Source organism: Sphingobacterium multivorum (assembly GCF_900457465.1).
In the GTDB taxonomy this organism is placed as follows: domain Bacteria; phylum Bacteroidota; class Bacteroidia; order Sphingobacteriales; family Sphingobacteriaceae; genus Sphingobacterium; species Sphingobacterium multivorum.
Genome location: NZ_UAUU01000009.1, coordinates 362,769 through 380,041, shown reverse-complemented (window position 1 = coordinate 380,041; position 17,273 = coordinate 362,769). Strand labels below are relative to the sequence as shown.

Here is a 17,273-nt window from a genome sequence, read left to right as displayed (position 1 = left end):
GGATTCTTTTCGTTTCAATACTATACTTTTGAAGGCGGAGCCGAACTTAGCTAAATTTGCTTTTGAGGGCAATTTTAGCTAAGTTTGCGGACGAAAAGAAAATTCTATTAACGCAATTAAATATGAGTAAACCAACCCTTTTGATTTTGGCAGCAGGAATGGCTAGCCGGTATGGTTCTTTAAAACAAGTAGATGGTTTTGGCCCACACGGCGAGACAATTATTGACTATTCAATTTACGATGCTATTCGCGCAGGATTTGGAAAAGTTGTATTCATTATCCGGGAAGAATTTCTGGAAAAGATGAAAACAGTATTTGATGAAAAATTGAAAGGTAAAATAGAAGTAGATTACGCTTTTCAAGATTTTGACTTAACAAAATTCGGTGTTAATCACGTTATCGAAAGAACAAAACCTTGGGGTACTGCCCATGCGGTGATGAGTGCTAAAGATAAAGTGCATGAACCATTTTGTGTAATCAATGCAGACGATTTCTACGGATCGGATTCTTTTCAGAAAATGGCCGAGTTCTTAACAACCGAGGTTTCTGATCAACAAATGTCGTTGATGGGCTTCCAGGTTGGAAATACCATGTCCGATTATGGCTACGTTTCACGCGGAGTATGTGAGGTTACCCCTTCTGGACATATGGAAAGTGTAACTGAACGTACAAATATATACTACAAAGGCGAAGGCGACGATCGCAAAATCGTTTATGAGGAAAATGGGGTGGAGACAGATCTAGATCCTAAAACCCGTGTTTCGATGAACTTCTGGGGTTTTACACCAAAGATTTTCGAAGTAGCCCAGGCGATGTTTCCTGCATTTGTTGAGGAAAATAAGGAAAATTTAAAAGCAGAATTTTTCATTCCTTCTGTACCAGATTATATGGTGAAGCATAAATTGGCTGATTTTAAGGTAATCCCAACTTCTTCGAAATGGTTTGGCGTAACTTATAAGGAAGATAAACCTATCGTACAAGAATCAATTTCAAAATTGGTGGCTGATGGAGTATATCCAGAAAAGTTATTTTAAGAGCTAAAAGAAATAGCTTATCTTTCACCTGTATTGTCAAGCAATACAGGTTTTTTTTTGACCTGTGCGCTAGATTACTTGAGCGGAAATAAATCTTTGATGAAAAAAATTCTTAAAGTGTTTGGTTATCTTATTTTAGGATTGTTGTCTTTTTGTGTGCTCTATATTGTTGCTGAATACAGTTTGTCAAGAATTTCGGCTCCAAGGAAAAATATAGACGAAGAGAAGACGATTCAGGTTTTTGTTCAGTCCAATGGTGTTCATACCGATATCGTATTGCCTGTCGTTAACGAAGAGATGGATTGGTCGCAACTATTTCCTTATGGGAATACGGTGGGGAAACATAGCGGATATCGGTATGTCGGTATCGGTTGGGGGGATAAAGGATTCTATTTGGATACACCAGAATGGAAGGATCTTAAAGCATCGACAGCCTTTGTGGCTGCCTTTGGATTAGGGGAGTCTGCCATTCATGTGACCTACTACAATTCGGTTCAGCAAGATGAATTCTGTTTTGCTTATCAGATCAGTAAATCCCAATACCGTGATCTGATAAAATATATAGAAGATTCGTTGGATCGAAATCAAGCGGAAGCTATTTTGGTGAAAACAGATGCGCAGTATGGCGACTCAGACGCCTTTTACGAAGCAAAAGGAGCCTATAGCATGTTTTATTCGTGCAATACCTGGACCAATAATGCCTTAAAGAGAGCGGCGATGCCAGCAGGTATTTGGGCTACTTTGGACAAAGGAATCTTAAGTCACTATAAGGATAAGAAGTAGCTGGAAATGCATAAGTGTATTGCGGTGAAGGTTAAACGAGATAGTGAAAGTAATAGACATAAAAAAGCTCCGGGAATAATCCTGGAGCTTTTTTTATGAGGAGGAGTGATTATTTCACTTCTTCGTAATCTACGTCAGTTACATCATCACCACCTTGGTTTCCACCTTGAGCTTGACCTGCATCACCTTGAGGTTGTTGTGCACCACCTTGAGAAGCAGCGTACATTTCTTCAGAAGCAGCATTCCAAGCATTTTGCAATTCTTCAGAAGCAGCATCGATATCAGCAAAGTTTTTCGCTTCGTAAGCAGCTTTTAATTTTGTTAAGCCAGCTTCAATTGGCGCTTTTTTATCTGCTGAAATTTTATCGCCATATTCTTTCAATTGTTTTTCAGTTGAGAAGATTAAAGCGTCAGCTGCATTTACTTTGTCAGCTTCTTCTTTTATTTTTTTGTCAGCATCAGCATTTGCTTCAGCTTCTTCTTTCATGCGTTTGATTTCGTCGTCAGACAAACCTGAAGATGCTTCGATACGGATGTTTTGTTCTTTTCCAGTCGCTTTATCTTTCGCAGATACTTTGATGATACCATTGGCATCAATATCAAAGGTAACTTCGATTTGAGGAACGCCACGAGGTGCTGGTGGAATATCGTTCAAATGGAAACGGCCGATTGTACGGTTTTGGTTTGCCATAGGACGTTCACCTTGTAAGATGTGAATTTCTACAGATGGCTGATTGTCTGAAGCTGTAGAGAACGTTTCCGATTTTTTAGTTGGAATTGTTGTATTTGCTTCGATCAATTTAGTCATCACACCACCCATTGTTTCAATACCCAATGAAAGTGGAGTAACATCCAATAATAAACGTCTTTTACTTCACCTGTCAATACACCACCTTGGATAGCAGCACCTAAAGCGACAACTTCATCCGGGTTTACACCTTTAGAAGGCTCTTTTCCGAAGAATGCTTTTACAGCATCAACGATTGCAGGGATACGCGTAGAACCACCTACTAAGATAATTTCGTCAATATCAGATTTGCTAAAACCAGCATTTTTCAATGCAGACTCACAAGGAGCAATTGTTCTCTTGATCAAGTCAGCTGCCAAAGCCTCAAATTTAGCACGTGATAATGAACGAACTAAGTGTTTTGGACCAGTTGCATCTGCAGTGATATACGGCAAGTTGATTTCTGTAGAAGTTGCGCTTGATAATTCGATTTTCGCTTTCTCAGCAGCTTCTTTCAGACGTTGCAATGCCATTGGATCTTTTTTCAAGTCAAAGCCATTGTTTTCACTTTTGAATTCTTCATTTAACCAGTTGATGATTACGTTATCAAAGTCATCACCACCTAAGTGTGTGTCACCGTCAGTAGATTTAACTTCAAATACACCGTCACCTAATTCCAATACCGAAACGTCATGTGTACCACCACCACAGTCAAACACAACAATTTTCATGTCTTTGTGTGCTTGTCCAAACCGTAAGCTAAAGCTGCTGCTGTAGGTTCGTTAATGATACGTTTTACAGATAAACCAGCGATTTCACCAGCTTCTTTTGTTGCTTGACGTTGTGCGTCGTTGAAATATGCAGGAACTGTAATGACAGCTTCAGTTACTTCTTGACCTAAGAAATCCTCAGCGGTTTTCTTCATTTTTTGAAGAATCATAGCAGAGATCTCTTGTGGTGTATATTTGCGGTCGTCAATTTCTACACGCGGTGTATTGTTGTCACCTTTAACGATTTTATAAGGTACGTGTTCAGCTTCTTTTACAGCTTCATCGTATGAAAGTCCCATAAAACGTTTGATGGAATAAATAGTTTTATGTGGGTTAGTAATTGCTTGACGCTTTGCTGGGTCCCCAACTTTGCGCTCGCCACCTTCTACGAAAGCTACGATCGAAGGAGTTGTACGTTTACCTTCGTTGTTCGTAATTACTACAGGCTCGTTACCTTCCATTACGGCAACACATGAGTTTGTAGTACCTAAGTCAATTCCTATAATTTTAGACATATCTTGTGTTTTAATTTTTTACTTAAATAAATTCTATCAGTCTATTATCAACCCTTATGCCAATCCAAAAGTTTTGTGAAAAAAACACTATTTGTCATCAATTTGTCTTTAGGTACTGCCAAACTGACATTTTCAATACACCAGTTGCTCTAATATCCTTTTTTTAGCTGACTCGTTTTGGCGATTGCGTGGCATATATCTGCCAAAGATTTCCGAAAATTCAGCAAGTTTCATTTTTTTTGATTTTTTATCCCGCCAATCAGAAGGAACAAGTTTATTGGTATAGGCGATATTTGTAGCCCAATATTGAATATGCATTTCAGGGATGACAAGACCCAATATCATGCCCGGGAGACCATGGCTTAATGCTGGTCCTGCCGATATTGGAATCTCTTCCGAATAGTAAGCGATCAGATAGAGTGAGTCTTTGGTAGCACCATTGACTCTGCGGCAGTTTACTCCGGCGATATTTCGGAATTCCTCCGTGAAACGCCAAGTAATGCTGTCCAAAGTTTCCGAAAGAATGTATTTTTCGTCGATGTCAAGCTGAATGTCTGCTGTGCCGGTTTTCAGATCCTGGTAGAGGACTTTGCCGTTCTTGTTGGCGCCACCCCTAAATTGCCCTCTTTGGTTTCCTCCGATTCGGACCGCACCCTGAGATCTGCCCCCTCTGCCTGTGCCCGAAGTTATCGTAGGTGCGGCCATTTTGACTTCACCACGTTGTTTTTCGTTAGCTACGCTTTCCTCAGGCATCAACACGGTAGAATTCTCATCAAAGTAGAAGTTTAATTTTTCCGTATGTGAATCCGGCATCTTGTCGAGATATTCCATCATGCCCATCCCTCTGTCCATTCCTTTCGAGCTCATGTCGTTGGATAGCTGCCGCATGCGTGCTTTTGTGTACGTGACTTTGTCAAAACTGATCGTACCCCTACTTCCAAAATAGGCATATTGTGCCTGAAGCGATAAACCACACAGGCAGCAGATGATAACGGTCAAATATATTTTTTTAATCATTTCCTTTCCCTAGATATTTGTTGAAATCCCATTTTACACCGACCAAAAAATATTGTGTCAATACCTGTTGAACGGACTCTGAATAGTTGGTGTCACTCGCGTTACGACGTGTGTTGTTAAATGTATTGAACAGGTCAAAGGCCTTTAAGCTGAGTGTCATACTTTCATCTTTCAGTACTTTTTTCTCTAATTCAATATTGGTATAAAATTGATTGATTGATTTTTTATAAAGTTTCGTAGGTCCTGTATAGCTATAGTAAATGTTTGCCATGACATTAAACTTCTTCGGTAGAAAGTATTTGATGTACGCCGAAGTCCCACCTTGAAAACTTGTTGCGTTGTATTGGGTGTTGATCGAGTTTTGCTGTACATTAAAACCAGCATTCGCCGAAAGATCAAAGTCGAATCCTTCTGAGTCCTGCTCATTTAAGCTAGAACCTAAACTAAAGTTGGTATTCTTTGCATTATTCAGTAGAAACTCGCCGCCGGACTGTCCGCCTTCAAATTTGGTATAGCTGTAGCTGTTGTTAAACCTGACGTTTGCACTCTTGTTAAAATTGATGCGACGATTGGCCAATGGCTGCATATGATTGATGTTCAAGCCGCCATTCCAGTTGGATTTACCCGATAGGTTTTCATAAGAACTGATTTGAGCCGAGTTGTCTAGTATGGTTGTTTTGTTGACAATAGGATTATTAACAAATGACAAGTTCCCGTTGATATTGATATTCGTTCCTTTCAATAAACTGAACGCGTTATAATTGGCCGAAATGTTATTGTTCACCGCGCGTTTTAGGTCGGGATTACCGACTTGTTGAAACAACGGATTGGTCTGAGGTTGCAGTGGTTGTAACTGATCAAACGATGGGATGATATTGGAACTTTGATAAGCTAAACGTATATTTTTGCTATTTGAAAGGCGATAATTGGCATCAACATTTAAATTGTTATCCCAGAAATTCCGGGCAAGATCAATTGATCTATAACTATCATTTAACTGTTGATTCTTGTAGAACGTACGGTTGGAAAAATTGATCTCCAACTTTTCTTTGCGATAGGAAAAGTGCACGTTCACACCTTGATTGGTATTATTGTCGATCTGGTTTTGAGAATATAGTGAATCAAACTTTTGGGTAATATTGTTTATTGAATTTTGGGTATTTGTACTCTTCGAATGATTGAAGCTGTAGCCTAAAGCCAGATTGATATAGTCACTGATACGGTTGTTGAAATTGATCGAAGAGTTGAAGTCATTGCCTTTATTCCGGCCATGTCGCGTTTGGTTGATAATTGTACTATCCCCGGTTTTGTAAAAATAAGTCCGTGAATTGACTTTACTCTCTGAATCTGACTCTTTGTGATTATTGCCGACCATCACATTTAAAGAACGCCCCGCTTTTAATCGTTTTCTATAATTTAGGCGAAAATTATTGTTGGAACTTGAGGAGTTCGATTGATTGTTCTCCCTAAAGTCACTGATTGGGTTGCCCGATCCATCGCCCGTTTTGCTGTCTGTGTAAGTTAGATTAGCGTTGGTAGCCCAATTGGCATTGGATTGGAGTTCCATATTTTGCGTGGAATCCAGTCGCATGTTAAGGTTTGACCTGAAACCATTACTTCGGCTATGTCTCTCGCTATCGTTTTTACTGTTTTTTTCCTGAATGGATTGATCAGGCAGCACATTTTTATTGTAAGTCTCCGAGTGGTTCTTGTTGCTGTTGTTGTCGTAACCATAGTTGGCGTTTACTTTTAAGGCCTTTTTGAAGAACTGATTTTCATAGTTTGCTCCAAGATTTGTATTCAGTGGTTCGCCCGTAATCTGGTTGTTCATCCGTAAAGAACCTTCACGACCACTTGAACTGCCCATGTTGTTGTGACTCGCGGTGATGCCAATCCGCTCAGTCTTATTAAATTTCGCCGCAAAGAGATTTCCCGCATACAATTCTTTTGATCCAGCCAATGCTTCCATGTTTCCAAAGACACCCTTTCTTGCTTTCTCTTTGAGTACAACGTTAACAGTTTGGATCCTTACTCCGTCATCGATGCCCGACAGCTCCGCCTCCTCCGATTTTTTCTCATAGAGCTGCACCTTGTCAACGGCATCTGCCCGTACATTGCGAATGGCTATTTTAGGATCATAACCAAAAAATTCTTCCCCATCGATAAACACTTTCTGTACAGATTTTCCTTGAGCCGTGATACTTCCATCTCCGGTAACCGTAAAACCGGGTAGACGACGTAGTAAATCCTCTAGCTTCGCATTTTTTTCTGTTGCAAAACTCGCCGCATCATATTCGATGGTGTCGCCTTTCAGTGTAATTGGAAGACGTCGGGTGACAATCACCTCCTGCAAAACATTTCTTTGGGAATTTATTTTGATATCATGCAAATCGAGATCTTTATCTGCAATTTGGATCGTATCACTGTAGAGTTCAAACTTGGGGTATGTGGCTAAAATAATGTAGCTTCCGGGCTTGATATTTTTTACCTGAAATTTTCCCTCTTCATTGGCTCTGTTAAAATAACGGAGGACTGAATCGCGGTTCAGTAAAATAATGGAAGCATTGGTCAGGGGCTTGTCATCCGCCTTATCTAGAATCCTCCCCTTGATGTTTATTTGGGAGTAAGCACTGTTGACGACGATAAATAGTAAAAGTATTAATTGAACTAATCTTTTCATGTACGGGTTGTATCTTTCAAAGATAATTTACTTAATCGTTAATAAATGTAAAACATCTCTTCTGAATGTAAAATCTTTGGTATATAAGGCAGAGGAAATCACATTTTTTCTTGCTCTACATGTGCTTTTTGAGCATCATTTTTTTTATTGCATTCAATACAGATTGTTGGCGGAAGGTTGTTTGAGAAAGTTGGAAGTAAAATTTACCTTTGCACAAAATTGGTATTATGACGTTTGAAAATTACTTACAACAATTCGAAGATATCTTAAATCATCCTGAGAATCACCCTACCTATCAAGATGATGAATATTATCAGTACACAAAAATGAACTGGACAAGAATGGGCCGTTGGTTAAAACGCTTCGAACCAACGTCGACTTTTGAACAATTTGTTGAGTCAATTACTGAAAAGCAACAATGGATCATTATTACTGAACCTTGGTGCGGGGATGCGGCGCATTCGGTACCTATGTTGGCGAAGATGGCCTCAAAAAATCCCAATATCACGGTGGATATCCAACTGCGTGATAGTGCTCCGTTTCTGATCGATTCTTATCTAACAAACGGAGGCAAATCTATTCCAATTCTGGTGATACGCAACGAACAGGGGCAAGATTTGGCTGTCTGGGGCCCAAGACCTCAAGCCTGCCAGGAGCTGTTTTTGCATATGAAAGCGCAAGGGGCAGATTTCTCCGAAATCAAAGAGGAGATTCAAAAGTGGTACAATGCCGATAAAGGAACCGAAATCCAAAAGGAAATCCAGGCACTGTTCGAAAAATAAGAAAATTCCATCCTTATAATAAACTGGCAATTTTTAAGTTTAACCGGATCATCATCTCAGGAATAGACCTGGTCTTTCCTGAGCATGGTTTGAAAAACTGCTGTTAAACCCGGAGCTATGTAAACCTATCTCAATATAAGACAAGTATACGATATTCGGAGATTAGTCGGAGCTTGTTCGGTGCTTCCTCGGTACTTGTTCGTTACTTCTTCGGTTGCAAGCGAAGAAGTAACGCTGAAGCTACGTTTCATGTCCGTAGCTAATCCCTGTAAAGGCTGAAGTTATCTGACTCTTGCTATTGTCTAGTTCCAGCTTATTTTGGACCTATTTTCGGCGTAACGTAATTTCTTTAGGGCAAATAGACCTAATGTCGCCTTTGCGAAAGATCAAAAGATTTTAAGTAAAACGATCCAGTGTTTTTGTTAGCTTTATATGAATTATGGACCATTTTTATGGTGGCTTTTTCAGTTTGCTTGAGCGACAACTAAAACTAAAAAAATATGAATATTGAGGATCTAAGAGATTATTGTTTATCGATTGGGCCGGTGATGGAGGAGACTCCCTTTGGGCCAGATACATTGGTATTTAAGGTAGGCGGTAAGATTTTTTTGTTGGTAGGCCTGGATCAGGTTGATGGATTACGATTTAATGTTAAGTGTAACCCCGAAAGGGCCATTGAATTGCGGGAACGTTATGAGCATACCGTACTACCGGGCTATCACATGAATAAAAAGCACTGGAATACCGTGGTTGCCAATCAAGAGATTGATGATAGAAAGCTGGAGGAATTGATTTTACACAGCTATCAGCTTATTGTTGAAAGTCTGCCCAGTAAAATCAGATCGGAAGTCAAAGGGCTATAACCGGACTTTGCGTGTAAAGAATTAGTTGTCTATTCAGAAAAAGTCGTTTAAATGACTTTTTTTTGAGGCTAGGATTGGTAGCTTTGCTAAAATCAGTGCATTGCTCAAAGCATTGGTCGATAAATTTACACTAAATATTATTTTTATGAAACGAACACGAAGTTACTCGTGGATAATCTGTTTTATGCTTCTTTTCAGTTTGGGAAGTTGTATAAAGGAAGAAGCGCTCAATATGGAAGCGGATATTATCGCTCTTCATGCCGATGAAGATATCTTTTTGCTGAACCCGGTCATCTCAAATACGCAAGTTACACTTTACCTTCAGCCCAATATTCATGATCTTACCAAATTGAATATGACTTTTGACCTGACTCCTGGTGCCTCCATTGAGCTTTTGAAGGATTCTTTGAAAATGCCTGCCGGAACTCAGGATATGAATAAAGTAATTATTGATGAATTCCTAAAAAACGGCGTATATTATAAAGTTACGTCCGAAGATCATCAGTTTACAAAAACTACCTGATTAAAATTGTGAAAACAGATGGTGGATTTGTTCCAACAGCATATGGTTTTGAAGATACGGCGATTGATAAGGATGATAAATACACCATATTTTATAATAAAATTGATGGCCAGGATTTCTATAATTGGGCTTCCGGAAATCCAAGTTTCTCCTTGACATTGAGCTTAGGAGGAGGTACCAAGGATCCCGAATCATACCCCACTAAAACGAGTTCGGATGCACATTCAGGATCGAAAGCGGCTTTATTGGAAACGAAGTTGACCGGTGCTTTTGGGGCGATGTTCAAGAAACCTATTGCTGCCGGAAATCTTTTTATAGGAGCGTTTGATACAGGACCTGTATTGACAGACTCGTTATCGGCAACGCAGTTTGGCCTTCCTTTCAATCAGATACCGCTGGCCTTGGAAGGTTACTATAAGTATAGTCCTGGCGCAACGGTGACGGATGAAAACATGAAACCTGTTAATACCAAGGATTCCTGTGATATCTATGCTGTTTTCTATAATCGCAAGCAGCTTATGGACTCGCAATCTGATCCCAACAAGAAAGTTTCCTAATTGACGGGACATAATATTTTAAAAGATCCAAGTATTGTGGCTATTGCCAGGTTGGAAAATGGGGGCGCAACCAAGGCTGGTGATTTTGTCAAGTTTACATTGCCATTTAAGTACACGGCGAAAGTAAACGAAGCTGATGTTGCCAATTTGGATTATAGCATTGCGATTGTAATGTCTTCGAGTAAATATGGTGATAATTTTATAGGTGCTGTCGGTAGTAAGTTGACGGTGGATGATCTCAAAATTGTAACGAAGAAGTAATGAAAATGATAAAATATACAATCGCACTGGCTGCGATGGTTTTGATAGGATCTATTGCCAATGCGCAGGAAAACACAGCGGATGAGGGTAAATTGGGTTTTGATGTGACGGTAGGCGGTAAGATCGGCGGCGCAGCCCCCCTATCATTGCCACGTGAAATTCGAAAGATTAAAAGCTATAATCCGAATGTTCCCTTTTTTGTCGGAGCAAGGGCAAACTATCATATTGATTCCCAATGGGGAGTATCTTTGGGAATCGTCTTCGAAGGAAAGGGAATGGATACATAGGCGAGTGTTAAAGGATACAAGACGACATTCAATGCGGTGAATGATGCAAAAGAGGAGCTGAGAGGTTATTATACGGGTGATATCACAACAAAAGTACATAACCTGTATCTGACTGTTCCGATCCAAGCTACCTATCAGCTTTCAAATCGTTGGAATGTACAGGCAGGTCCTTACATTTCTTTTGCGGTAAAAAAGGAATTCTATGGCGAGGCCTACAACGGCTATCTTAGGCATGAGGAGCCTACCGGAAATAAGATTGTTGTGGATAATGCTGATTATGATTTCTCGGAGAGTGTTAGAAGTATTGATGTTGGTATGAGTTTGGGCGCACATTATGCTATCGACAGAAGATTCTTTGCGTTGGCACAGTTGGATTATGGCTTCAATAATATTATGAAAACCGGATTTGAAAGTATTAGCTTCGGGTTACATAATATCTTTATGAATGTTGGTATAGGTTATAAATTGAAATAGCTTTAATATCCATAAAAAAGAAAGAAGCTGTCTCAAATTTATTGAGGCAGCTTTTTTATTAAATATGGCTATGCGATAGATTTGTGAGTTGTTTGTTGATTATTTCACAGAACTGTTCATTTGGGAAGAAAAAGAACAAAAAGTAGCTTTTTAAGCTGCTTTTTTCCTTAGATTTTGCGCTATAGCCAATAAACCCCATTCTATGGACACTTTTTCCTTACCGCGGAGCATAAATCTTCGGAACCCGTGGTTCTGTTTTATGTTTCCAAAGACTGGTTCGACATCGTGACATCGCTGTTTTCTTTTGGCTATACCGACATCGCTGTTAAGCAATCCGTATGCTCTATCTTTATAAGCCTCAAGCTGTTCATTTATCTGGATGATTCTATTGCCCTGTGATTTGTGGCAAGCACCGTTCAATGGGCAGTTTGTGCAGTTTTTTGCCTGATATCTTTTTATTTTTTGCTCGAAACCTGTGGAGGTCTTTTGTGTAAATAGACCTATGCAGTTCATTTCCTGTCCCATTGGACAGATATAGCAATCTTTTGCAGGGTTATAATGTAGTTTATCAACGGAGAATGGCTTCTTGCCCGAATAACTCTTTTTCTGCTCCTTGTCAAACATACCATATTTCACATAGGCCCCCAATGTTTTTCCCTTCTAGTAACGCATAGTTCTCCTGGCTGCCATAGCCAGCATCTGCGGTAATGGTTTTCAGTATTTCCCCAAAGCTCGCCTCATGTTGTGCCAGATGACCGGGTAGCGTTGTGGTATCTGTGGGGGTGGGATGTATGGTGTAATTGACGATGTATTGATTGGAAGTAGATATCTGAATGTTATAACCTGGTTTGAGCTGGCCATTTTTCATATGATCCTCTTTCATGCGCATAAAAGTAGCATCGGGATCTGTCTTGCTATAACTATTTCTATCTCCAAGCGTTACTTCCTGCTCTTCATATTGAACAATCTTGGCCGGGTAGTTTTTAGTCGCATAGCGCAACTTTGCCCTCATCTTCTTGCTTACCGAAGGTTTATCGGACAAGACCCGGTTCAGGTTATCGACCGTAGCCTGAACTTTTTCGCGGTCAATTGTTGTCAGATCGGGAGGTTCCGGAAGGTTGTCCTCTGCTTTGGCGATACTTTGGGCGTATTCCCAAATATCTTTTAAGGCAGCTTTCATCTTCTCCTTATTGGTCTGGATAGCTTTTTTCCAGACAAAGGTGTATTTGTTAGCATTGGCTTCAATCTTGGTGCCATCGGTGTAAACATCTTCTATACTCAGCAGACCCTTCTTCGGATAGGAGTTTGACAACTTCTTCAAATACACTACGAAGTGCTTCTTTCAAACGAACGCCTCGAAATCTGTTGATGGTATTGTGGTCGGGATAGCTCATGCCGCTCAGCCACATGAAATTGATGTTCTCCCCGGCACGCCGTTTCCCAATTTGCGACTGCTGTAGACATTGCTTACGTAGCCAAACACCAAAACTTTCAACAACATCTGCGGATGATAACTGGAGCAGCCTTTTATCTTATAAGCGTCCAATAGGGACTGGATGTTGATCCGGTTGATTACATCGTTAACGATATGTACCGGATGACCTTTGGACACCAGTTCGTCCAAAGTTGGAGGAATGGCCATGATCTGGTCCTGATAGTAAGGGCTTAAAAGTAGCTCTTTGAGATGGCATATATCCTTTTTGTTTACACTATAAATATATGAAAATCAAACAGTTAAAACAAATAATAAACCTTAGATAATGCAAAAAAAGAGACTGCCTTTTTGAGACCAGCCTCTTTCTGTTTTTATACTGTTATGCTCATTTAAATGATGCGGAGTTTACATTTTTAATCCGATTCTCTTAAGCGTTCATCCAGGTACTGACCAGCGGTATAATCTTCGTAGGCCTTCGGGTGTTCCGCATCGATGCAGGAATCCAATGAAGCCAAACTCATGGCGGATTTTGGATGTAAAAAGAAAGGAATAGAAAAACGGAAGTACCCATCTTCTCACGTGGTGGGTTTACTACGCGATGCGTAGTAGATTTCAACTTATTGTTTGTTAACCGTTGCAACATATCACCTACATTGATGACGATATCTTCACCCTTGGCTTTGATAGGAAACCATTCCCCGTCTTTTGTCATCACTTCAAGACCATCCGCACTAGCTCCAATCAATAAGGTGATGAGGTTAATATCTTCGTGGCGCCTGCGCGTACTGCGTCAGGGGCTAAGGCGTCAGGATCGTTTATTGGGAAGTAATGGATAGCACGTAGAATAGAATTACCGTTGATGACATATTGTTCAAAGTAATTTTCTTCCAGATCGAGGTAGGTCGCGATCGCTTTCAATAAGTCGCGGCCTGTATCTTCTAGTTTTTTATAAACCTCAGCGGTTACGCCATTAAAGCGAGGAATTTCAGCCACTTCAGGATTGTCCGGAAAATCAGCTTTGGAATATTCTTCACCAACAATCGTTTGACCGCGTTGCCAGAATTCTTTTAAGTCAGGTGTTTTCGCGTCTTTGGCTTTTTCTCTTCCTTTTGCGGTATAGCCACGTTGACCTGCAAGTTCTGGAAATTCATATTTTTCCTTGATCTCAGTAGGCAAAGCAAAAAATTCAGGAACCACCTGATATAATTCCTCAATCAGCTCTTTTGATAAGCCATGATTTGCAATCGTTACAAAGCCTGTTTCATTGAAAGCTTTGCCAATATCTTGGATAAATTGATTTCGTTGTTCTTGGGTTCCTTGTGTATAATGTAGCAAGTCCAAGCGAGGTATGTTTACTAAAGCCATACAGTGTTGATGTTTGTTCAGGACAAAGTTAACGGAATTAATTTTGATTATTAAACAGGGACTGTTAATAAAAGTTTTGTGTTTCTGTTTATTTTGCTGTATGTCAGTGTTTAAAAGTTTTCCACATTTCACAATTGACGACAAGTATCGTTAGGTATGTGTGCCGAATTATGCTGACGAACATATGACAAAATTTATAATTTCGAGCTTGTTATTCTAATTGCTAACTGGTATATTTGTTATGCAAGCATAATAAATAGCTTGTGGGTACGCTTATGAACCAAAATCAGACAATCGATTATTTTTTAAAAACAGGCTGGCAGACAATAGCCAATAAATATAATCAAATTGCTTCGCAGTACGGTTTTACCCAGGCTGCGGGATATATTTTGATTAACATCCATAAAGAGGGTACACCTGTTTCTCAGATTGCAAATTTGACAGGAGTTAAAACAACTAGTTTGTCTCGGGTGTTGAATAATTTGGAGTCATTGGGATTTATATACCGCGAAACGAGTGAGACCGACAAGAGGTCCGTAAAAGTGTATTTAACCGAATTGGGGCGAGAGAAAAGACGGATTGCTAAAGATGTTGTTCGTAATTTCAATCAATATTTAGCGGACAATTTTTCAGAAAATGAACGGGATCAATTGATTGCTTCTTTAGCGAAACTCAATGAGCTCGCAACAAGTTACAAAGAAGAAGTAATCATCTAGGAATTAAACCAAATGTACAGAAGTGCATGATAAATATGTTATGATGAACAGAAATATTAGAAAAGTGGCAGTTCTCGGATCGGGTGTTATGGGCTCGCGAATTGCTTGTCATTTTGCTAACATTGGTGTTGAAGTTTTGCTGTTGGATATTGTTCCGCGCGAACTGCTTCCGGCAGAACAAGCCAAAGGCTTAACTTTGGAGAGTAAGATCGTTCGGGACCGAATTGTCAACAGCTCCTTAGAAACGGCTTTAAAAACAAACCCTTCGCCAATTTATAGCAAGTCATTTGTAAGACGTATCAAAACAGGGAATTTTGACGATAATCTAAAAGACATTGTTTCTGTGGATTGGATTATCGAGGTTGTTGTTGAGCGGCTCGATGTTAAAAAATCTGTTTTTGAGCGTGTTGAGCAATTTCGAAAACCTGGAACATTGATTACTTCCAATACTTCTGGTATCCCTATTCATTTAATGACAGAAGGGCGAAGTGAAGATTTTAAAGATCATTTCTGCGGCACACACTTCTTCAATCCGCCGCGCTATCTCCCTTTATTGGAAGTTATTCCAACACCGCATACCAAGCCAGAGGTTGTTGACTTTATACTTCACTTTGGTGACAAAATGCTGGGTAAATCGGTTGTGTTATGTAAAGACACTCCGGCGTTTATTGGTAATCGTATCGGTGTTTATTCGATGTTGGCGGTTACTCATTTAGTGGAACCTCTTGGATTGACCGTTGAGGAGGTCGACAAATATACCGGTCCTGCAATGGGGCATCCCAAATCGGCGACTTTTCGTACAGCCGATGTGGTAGGACTTGATACTTTGGTGAATGTTGCCAATGGACTGGCGCAGAATGCCCCAGAAGATGAAGCCAAAGGCGTTTTCCAGCTTCCTGCATTCATCAGCAAGATGGTCGAGAATAAATGGTTGGGTGAGAAAACCAAGAAAGGGTTTTATGAAAAAGTAAAAGCTGCCGATGGTAATTCGGAGATTTTATCTTTAAATCTAAAAACACTGGAATTTGGTTCACAGCAAAAAGTGAAATCCACTACCTTGGAAGCTACCAAGCCTGTGGAGGATATCCGCAAGCGGATGAAAGTATATGAACAAGGGAGCGATAAAGCGGCGGAACTCTTCCGTGCCATGCATTATCCATTGTTTGAATATGTATCCCGCCGTGTTCCCGAAATTACAGATGACTTCTTCCGGATCGATGATGCCATGCGTGCTGGATTTGGTTGGGAGTTAGGACCATTTGAAGTATGGGATGCGCTAGGTGTTCGCGAGACTTTAGCTAAAATTAAGACCGAAGAAAAACGACTTCCGGGTCAGGACGGGGAGGTTGCTTCCTGGGTACACGAGATGTTGGAAGCCGGATGTGAATCATTCTATAAAATAGAAAATGGTGTACGTCACTATTATGATATTGCGACCAAATCGTATAAAGCTATTCCCGGTACCGAAGATCTGATCGTATTGGATCACATCCGGGAAAGTAAGACAATCTGGAAAAATACGGGTGTTTCTATTATTGATCTGGGCGATGGTATCATTAATTGTGAATTTCATACCAAGATGAATACCATTGGTGGGGATGTTATCCAGGGATTGAATAAAGCCATTGACCTTGCTGAAAAAGAGTATCGCGGTTTAGTGGTGTCCAATGATGGAAAAAACTTTTCTGCTGGAGCGAATATCGGAATGATTTTCATGATGGCCGTCGAACAGGATTTTGATGAATTGAATATGGCCGTTCGTGCATTTCAAAATACATCCATGCGCTTACGCTATTCGTCAATACCTGTAGTCGTTGCGCCATTTCAAATGACGCTTGGTGGGGGCTGTGAATTCTCCATGCATGCCGATTTTGTGCAGGCTCACGCCGAAACCTATATGGGCTTGGTTGAACTGGGGGTTGGTGTTATTCCTGGTGGTGGCGGAACTAAAGAATTTACGCTACGTGCCTCGGAGGAATTTAAAGATGATCAAATTGTCCAAAATACGTTAAAAGATAAATTCCTGACTATTGGTCAGGCAAAAGTTTCGACTTCTGCCTATGAAGCCTATGAGCTCGGCTATTTGCAGAAAGATAAATTTGCAATCACCATGAATCGTGCCCGTCTTCTGGCGGATGCCAAGGCAAAGGCATTGGAATTGGCAGATGAGGGGTATGTTCAGCCTGCTCCACGCAATGATATCAAAGTTTTGGGAAATCAAGGATTAGGAATCGTTTATGTGGGCGCTTCATCAATGCGTGAAGGCAATTACATCTCTGATTATGATCGTAAGATCTCAGAGAAACTAGGCTGGGTAATGTGTGGTGGAAATTTATCGTCACCGACGGAAGTGTCTGAACAGTATTTACTGGATCTTGAACGTAAAACATTCCTTGAGCTTTGTGCTGAACGCAAAACGCTTGAAAGAATTCAATTTATGTTGACCAAGGGTAAGCCTTTACGGAACTAGAACTCACTACTCAC

The 17,273-nt window shown here is 40.3% G+C and carries 9 protein-coding genes and 5 pseudogenes; 9 read left to right on the top strand and 5 right to left on the bottom strand.

The annotated features are described in order from the left end of the window. Window positions 1-122 precede the first annotated feature (122 nt). Both DTA23_RS13240 and DTA23_RS13235 read left to right on the top strand, forming a co-directional pair. On the top strand, window positions 123-1,034 hold the full coding sequence (locus DTA23_RS13240) for a sugar phosphate nucleotidyltransferase (RefSeq protein ID WP_046673742.1): 912 nt from the start codon (window positions 123-125) through the stop codon (window positions 1,032-1,034). A gap of 99 nt (window positions 1,035-1,133) precedes the next feature. Further along, window positions 1,134-1,817: a TIGR02117 family protein gene (locus DTA23_RS13235; protein ID WP_112375439.1), complete on the top strand. Its 684-nt coding sequence runs from the start codon at window positions 1,134-1,136 to the stop codon at window positions 1,815-1,817. 109 nt (window positions 1,818-1,926) lie between these two features. Here DTA23_RS13235 and dnaK read toward each other — a convergent pair. The 3 genes and pseudogenes from dnaK to DTA23_RS13220 all read right to left on the bottom strand — a co-directional run bounded on the left by dnaK (window position 1,927) and on the right by DTA23_RS13220 (window position 7,526). Beyond that, window positions 1,927-3,829: pseudogene (gene dnaK, locus DTA23_RS13230) on the bottom strand (molecular chaperone DnaK). A 132-nt stretch (window positions 3,830-3,961) separates the two neighbouring features. Beyond that, window positions 3,962-4,846 carry a GLPGLI family protein gene (locus DTA23_RS13225; RefSeq protein WP_112375025.1) on the bottom strand — a complete coding sequence of 295 codons (885 nt, stop codon included), beginning with the start codon at window positions 4,844-4,846 and terminating at the stop codon, window positions 3,962-3,964. Then, window positions 4,839-7,526: a TonB-dependent receptor gene (locus DTA23_RS13220; RefSeq protein WP_112375024.1), complete on the bottom strand. Its 2,688-nt coding sequence runs from the start codon at window positions 7,524-7,526 to the stop codon at window positions 4,839-4,841. The genes DTA23_RS13225 and DTA23_RS13220 overlap by 8 nt, the downstream gene beginning before the upstream one ends. A 227-nt stretch (window positions 7,527-7,753) precedes the next feature. Between DTA23_RS13220 and DTA23_RS13210 the strand changes: the two genes are divergently transcribed. From DTA23_RS13210 to DTA23_RS30415, 5 genes and pseudogenes are all read left to right on the top strand, one after another. After that, window positions 7,754-8,308 carry a thioredoxin family protein gene (locus DTA23_RS13210; RefSeq protein ID WP_070570305.1) on the top strand — a complete coding sequence of 185 codons (555 nt, stop codon included), beginning with the start codon at window positions 7,754-7,756 and terminating at the stop codon, window positions 8,306-8,308. A gap of 500 nt (window positions 8,309-8,808) precedes the next feature. Further along, on the top strand, window positions 8,809-9,171 hold the full coding sequence (locus DTA23_RS13205; protein ID WP_046673659.1) for an MmcQ/YjbR family DNA-binding protein: 363 nt from the start codon (window positions 8,809-8,811) through the stop codon (window positions 9,169-9,171). Between the two features lie 145 nt (window positions 9,172-9,316). Beyond that, a complete protein-coding gene (locus tag DTA23_RS13200) occupies window positions 9,317-9,694 on the top strand; it encodes a hypothetical protein (RefSeq protein WP_146753073.1) in 378 nt (125 codons plus the stop codon). Between the two features lie 8 nt (window positions 9,695-9,702). Continuing rightward, window positions 9,703-10,512 (top strand): annotated as a pseudogene (locus DTA23_RS13195) (PCMD domain-containing protein). Further along, window positions 10,512-11,273 (top strand): annotated as a pseudogene (locus tag DTA23_RS30415) (porin family protein). The pseudogenes DTA23_RS13195 and DTA23_RS30415 overlap by 1 nt, the downstream one beginning before the upstream one ends. Window positions 11,274-11,423: 150 nt before the next feature. On the opposite strand, the pseudogene DTA23_RS13180 reads toward DTA23_RS30415, so the two are convergent. Further along, window positions 11,424-12,915, bottom strand: a pseudogene (locus tag DTA23_RS13180) (IS1182 family transposase). A gap of 198 nt (window positions 12,916-13,113) precedes the next feature. Next, window positions 13,114-14,073, bottom strand: a pseudogene (locus DTA23_RS13175) (isopenicillin N synthase family dioxygenase). Window positions 14,074-14,348: 275 nt separating this feature from the next. On the opposite strand from DTA23_RS13175, the gene DTA23_RS13170 reads away from it, so the two are divergent. Both DTA23_RS13170 and DTA23_RS13165 read left to right on the top strand, forming a co-directional pair. Next, on the top strand, window positions 14,349-14,789 hold the full coding sequence (locus DTA23_RS13170) for a MarR family winged helix-turn-helix transcriptional regulator (protein WP_046673745.1): 441 nt from the start codon (window positions 14,349-14,351) through the stop codon (window positions 14,787-14,789). Between the two features lie 40 nt (window positions 14,790-14,829). Beyond that, a complete protein-coding gene (locus tag DTA23_RS13165) occupies window positions 14,830-17,259 on the top strand; it encodes a 3-hydroxyacyl-CoA dehydrogenase/enoyl-CoA hydratase family protein (RefSeq protein ID WP_112375019.1) in 2,430 nt (809 codons plus the stop codon). The last annotated feature ends 14 nt before the right edge of the window (window positions 17,260-17,273 follow it).

Coding starts and splice junctions, on each gene's coding strand:
- DTA23_RS13200 (WP_146753073.1), top strand. CDS start 9,317: ATGAAACGAACACGAAGTTACTCGTGGATAATCTGTTTTATGCTTCTT.
- DTA23_RS13225 (WP_112375025.1), bottom strand. CDS start 4,846: ATGATTAAAAAAATATATTTGACCGTTATCATCTGCTGCCTGTGTGGT.
- DTA23_RS13240 (WP_046673742.1), top strand. CDS start 123: ATGAGTAAACCAACCCTTTTGATTTTGGCAGCAGGAATGGCTAGCCGG.
- DTA23_RS13205 (WP_046673659.1), top strand. CDS start 8,809: ATGAATATTGAGGATCTAAGAGATTATTGTTTATCGATTGGGCCGGTG.
- DTA23_RS13235 (WP_112375439.1), top strand. CDS start 1,134: ATGAAAAAAATTCTTAAAGTGTTTGGTTATCTTATTTTAGGATTGTTG.
- DTA23_RS13210 (WP_070570305.1), top strand. CDS start 7,754: ATGACGTTTGAAAATTACTTACAACAATTCGAAGATATCTTAAATCAT.
- DTA23_RS13220 (WP_112375024.1), bottom strand. CDS start 7,526: ATGAAAAGATTAGTTCAATTAATACTTTTACTATTTATCGTCGTCAAC.
- DTA23_RS13170 (WP_046673745.1), top strand. CDS start 14,349: ATGAACCAAAATCAGACAATCGATTATTTTTTAAAAACAGGCTGGCAG.
- DTA23_RS13165 (WP_112375019.1), top strand. CDS start 14,830: ATGATGAACAGAAATATTAGAAAAGTGGCAGTTCTCGGATCGGGTGTT.